We start from the raw sequence: 5,047 nt of genomic DNA on the forward strand, positions 1-5,047 counted from the left end.
TGTGTTGTCGTTTCCCCGTTAGTACCGGTCAGCTCCACCCCTCGCGGGGCTTCCACGTCCGGCCTATCGACCACGTGTTCTACATGGGGGGTACAGAGACCCGAAGGTCTCATGGAATGCTTATCTTGGAGCAGGCTTCCCGCTTAGATGCTTTCAGCGGTTATCCCTTCCGAACGTAGCCAACCGGCCGTGCCGCTGGCGCGACAACCGGCATACCAGAGGTTCGTCCACCCAGGTCCTCTCGTACTATGGGCAGGCCTCCTCAACATTCCAACGAGCGCAGAGGATAGAGACCAAACTGTCTCACGACGTTCTGAACCCAGCTCGCGTGCCGCTTTAATCGGCGAACAGCCGAACCCTTGGGACCTGCTCCAGCCCCAGGATGCGACGAGCCGACATCGAGGTGCCAAACCATCCCGTCGATATGGACTCTTGGGAATGATCAGCCTGTTATCCCCGGGGTACCTTTTATCCGTTGAGCGATGCCGCGTCCGTACACCGGCACCGGATCACTAGTCCCGACTTTCGTCCCTGCTCGAGCCGTCGCTCTCGCAGTCAAGCTCCCTTGTGCACTTGCACTCGACACCCGATTGCCAACCGGGCTGAGGGAACCTTTGGGCGCCTCCGTTACTCTTTGGGAGGCAACCGCCCCAGTTAAACTACCCGCCAGGCACTGTCCCTGACCAGGATGACTGGCCGAGGTTAGACATCCAATGCGAACAGAGCGGTATTTCACCTTGCGACTCCACCACGGCTGGCGCCGCGGTCTCGTAGTCTCCCGCCTATGCTACACAATCCACACCGAATGCCAATACCAAGGTATAGTAAAGGTCCCGGGGTCTTTTCGTCCTTCTGCGCTTAACGAGCATCTTTACTCGTACTGCAATTTCGCCGAGCTCCTGGTCGAGACAGTGGGGAAGTCGTTACGCCATTCGTGCAGGTCGGAACTTACCCGACAAGGAATTTCGCTACCTTAGGATGGTTATAGTTACCACCGCCGTTTACCGGGGCTTGAATTCACCGCTTCACCGTGAGGCTGACGGATCCTCTTAACCTTCCGGCACCGGGCAGGCGTCAGTGCATATACAGCGACTTGCGTCTTCGCATGCACCTGTGTTTTTGGTAAACAGTCGCTACCCCCTGGTCTGTGCCACCCCCAACAGCTCCAGGAGCAAGTCCTTTCACCATCGGGGGTCTCCCTTAAACCGAAGGAACGGGAGTGATTTGCCGAGTTCCTTGACCAGGATTCGCTCGATCGCCTTGGTATTCTCTACCTGACCACCAGTGTCGGTTTGGGGTACGGGCGGACTGACGCCCTCACGCCGAAGCTTTTCTCGACGGCCGGGATCACCGGATCCACGCAAAACGCGCGTCCCATCGCACCTCACCCTCATGCCCCCCGGATTTGCCTGGGGGACGGGCTGCGTGCTTGGCCCCGGAAAACCACCTCCGGAGCCGGCCACCCTTCCGTGTCACTCCTGCGCTGACCTACTACCGCTACAGTCCCAACAGAGGACCGATCCGACCCCCGAAGGGGAATTCACGGCCGACCGGAGGTTAGTACTCACGGGCTCGGTTTTGCCGGTCGCCAGCCGGTACGGGAATATCGACCCGTTCATCCATTCGACTACGCCTGTCGGCCTCGCCTTAGGACCCGACTCACCCAGGGACGATGAACGTGGCCCTGGAACCCTTGGTCATCCAGCGGCGGGGATCTTCACCCCGCTTTCGCTACTCATGTCTGCATTCTCACTCCCCTGCAGTCCACGGCCGGCTTACGCCGCCGCTTCGCCCCGCAGGGGACGCTCTCCTACCCAACAATCCTAAAGACTGTTGCCGCGTCTTCGGTGGCGTGCTTGAGCCCCGCTACATTGTCGGCGCGGAACCACTAGACCAGTGAGCTGTTACGCACTCTTTCAAGGGTGGCTGCTTCTGAGCCAACCTCCTGGCTGTCTATGCGACTCCACATCCTTTCCCACTTAGCACGCGCTTGGGGACCTTAGACGACGGTCTGGGCTGTTTCCCTTTCCACGACGAAGCTTATCCCCCGCCGGGTCACTGCCAGGATACACGTCACGGGTATTCGGAGTTTGGTTGCTATTGGTACCCGATACGGGCCCGCAAGCATCCAGTAGCTCTACCCCCCGGACGCAATAACCTGACGCTGCACCTAAATGCATTTCGGAGAGAACCAGCTATCACGGAATTTGATTGGCCTTTCACCCCTAACCCCAAGTCATCCCCCCGGTTTTCAACCCAGGTGGGTTCGGTCCTCCACACGGTCTTACCCGCGCTTCAACCTGCTCAGGGCTAGATCATCCCGCTTCGGGTCCAGGACACGCGACTGAACACGCCTTTTAAGACTCGCTTTCGCTACGCATACCCCACACGGGTTATGCTCGCCACGCACCACTGACTCGCAGACTCATTTTTCGATAGGCACGCCGTCACCCCGCAGGGCTCCGACGGTTTGTAGGCGCACGGTTTCAGGGACTGTTTCACTCCCCTCCCGGGGTGCTTTTCACCTTTCCCTCACGGTACTAGTTCACTATCGGTCAGACAGGAATATTTAGGCTTATCTCACGGTCGAGACGGATTCGCACGGGGTTCCACGGGACCCGTGCTACTTGGGACACACGATCGACGGGACATGCGCATACGGGTACGGGGCCCTCACCCTCTACGGCCCGGCATTCAATCCGGTTCCCCTAACACACGTCTTTATCACCATCGCCCGGCACGTCGGCACCGGGACACACGCTCCCACAACACCCCACACGCAACCCCCGACGGGTATCACACGCATGAGGTTTGGCCTGATCCGCTTTCGCTCGCCACTACTCACGGAATATCCTTTCCTGCAGGTACTGAGATGTTTCACTTCCCTGCGTACCCCCCGCAAAAGCGGTAACCGCCCATGACGGCGGCTGGGTTCCCCCATTCGGAAATCCTCGGATCAAAGCCCGGTCGGCGGCTCCCCGAGGCCTATCGCGGCCCCCCACGTCCTTCATCGGTCCTGTCTGCCAAGGCATCCACCATACGCCCTTCAAGACAACACACAACACGCAACGGCGTTGCATGATCCCGAAAACAGCTAACTCTGGACTCCCAGACAACAAATCAACACATCAAACGATCACAAAACGATCGAAACGAACAACAAAAAAAACTTTGAGTTCGAAACGAAATCAACAACAAGAAAAGAATCAAATAAGAAACTTTATCTTGCTCGCGTCCACTATCCAGTTCTCAAACCACCACGCACCCACCGATCGCAACCGCACGGGAACAATCCCGCGGGCCGGACCCATGGGGCAGCGAATCGCACCAGACCCTAAGGCCTGGGGTGGCGATCCGGGAGCCCAAAAGCGCATCCATACCGCTTCCCACACCCACCGCACGACCGGCGGGCGACAAGCCCATGATCTCTTCCACACCAGCAACCCACGAGACACCGGAACCATTCCGGACTCGGGGCGCACACCGGCTTCCAAACAGAAGCCTGAATACTCCGTAGAAAGGAGGTGATCCAGCCGCACCTTCCGGTACGGCTACCTTGTTACGACTTAGTCCCAATCACGAGCCTCACCTTAGACGGCTCCCTCCCACAGGGGGTTAGGCCACCGGCTTCGGGTGCTGCCCACTTTCATGACTTGACGGGCGGTGTGTACAAGGCCCGGGAACGCATTCACCGCGACGTTGCTGATTCGCGATTACTAGCGACTCCGCCTTCACGCAGTCGAGTTGCAGACTGCGATCCGAACTGAGACCGGTTTTCAGGGATCCGCTCCGCCTCACGGCGTCGCATCCCGTTGTACCGGCCATTGTAGCATGCGTGAAGCCCTGGACGTAAGGGGCATGATGATCTGACGTCATCCCCACCTTCCTCCGAGTTAACCCCGGCGGTCCCCCGTGAGTTCCCATCCGAAATGCTGGCAACACGGGGCGAGGGTTGCGCTCGTTGCGGGACTTAACCCAACATCTCACGACACGAGCTGACGACGACCATGCACCACCTGTGAACCCGCCCCGAAGGGAAACCACATCTCTGCGGCTGTCGGGAACATGTCAAGCCCAGGTAAGGTTCTTCGCGTTGCATCGAATTAATCCGCATGCTCCGCCGCTTGTGCGGGCCCCCGTCAATTTCTTTGAGTTTTAGCCTTGCGGCCGTACTCCCCAGGCGGGATGCTTAACGCGTTGGCTCCGACACGGAACACGTGGAACGTGCCCCACATCCAGCATCCACCGTTTACGGCGTGGACTACCAGGGTATCTAATCCTGTTCGCTCCCCACGCTTTCGCTCCTCAGCGTCAGTAACGGCCCAGAGACCTGCCTTCGCCATTGGTGTTCTTCCCGATATCTACACATTCCACCGTTACACCGGGAATTCCAGTCTCCCCTACCGCACTCCAGCCCGCCCGTACCCGGCGCAGATCCACCGTTAAGCGATGGACTTTCACACCGGACGCGACGAACCGCCTACGAGCCCTTTACGCCCAATAATTCCGGATAACGCTTGCACCCTACGTATTACCGCGGCTGCTGGCACGTAGTTAGCCGGTGCTTATTCAACAGGTACACTCACTTAACGCTTGCTCCCTGCTAAAAGAGGTTTACAACCCGAAGGCCTCCATCCCTCACGCGGCGTCGCTGCATCAGGCTTGCGCCCATTGTGCAATATTCCCCACTGCTGCCTCCCGTAGGAGTCTGGGCCGTATCTCAGTCCCAATGTGGCCGGTCGCCCTCTCAGGCCGGCTACCCGTCGAAGCCATGGTGGGCCGTTACCCCGCCATCAAGCTGATAGGACGCGACCCCATCCCATGCCGCGAAAGCTTTCCCACAATCGCATGCGCTCATGTGGAACATCCGGCATTACCACCCGTTTCCAGGAGCTATTCCGGAGCATGGGGCAGGTCGGTCACGCATTACTCACCCGTTCGCCACTCTCACCAAACAGCAAGCTGCTTGGATCCCGTTCGACTTGCATGTGTTAAGCACGCCGCCAGCGTTCATCCTGAGCCAGAATCGAACCCTCCACAAAAAAAA

General features: G+C 58.7%; 2 rRNA genes. Both read right to left on the reverse strand.

Annotated elements, in window-relative coordinates:
• A 23S ribosomal RNA gene (locus tag JS536_RS11590) occupies positions 1-3,059 on the reverse strand.
• Between the two features lie 458 nt (positions 3,060-3,517).
• Positions 3,518-5,042: ribosomal RNA gene (locus JS536_RS11595) — 16S ribosomal RNA — on the reverse strand.
• Together the 16S and 23S rRNA genes form the textbook arrangement of a ribosomal RNA operon.
• Between the last annotated feature and the right edge of the window lie 5 nt (positions 5,043-5,047).

Origin of the sequence: Bifidobacterium sp. SO4 (genome assembly GCF_018555355.1) — a bacterium.
GTDB classification, from domain to species: domain Bacteria; phylum Actinomycetota; class Actinomycetes; order Actinomycetales; family Bifidobacteriaceae; genus Bifidobacterium; species Bifidobacterium miconisargentati.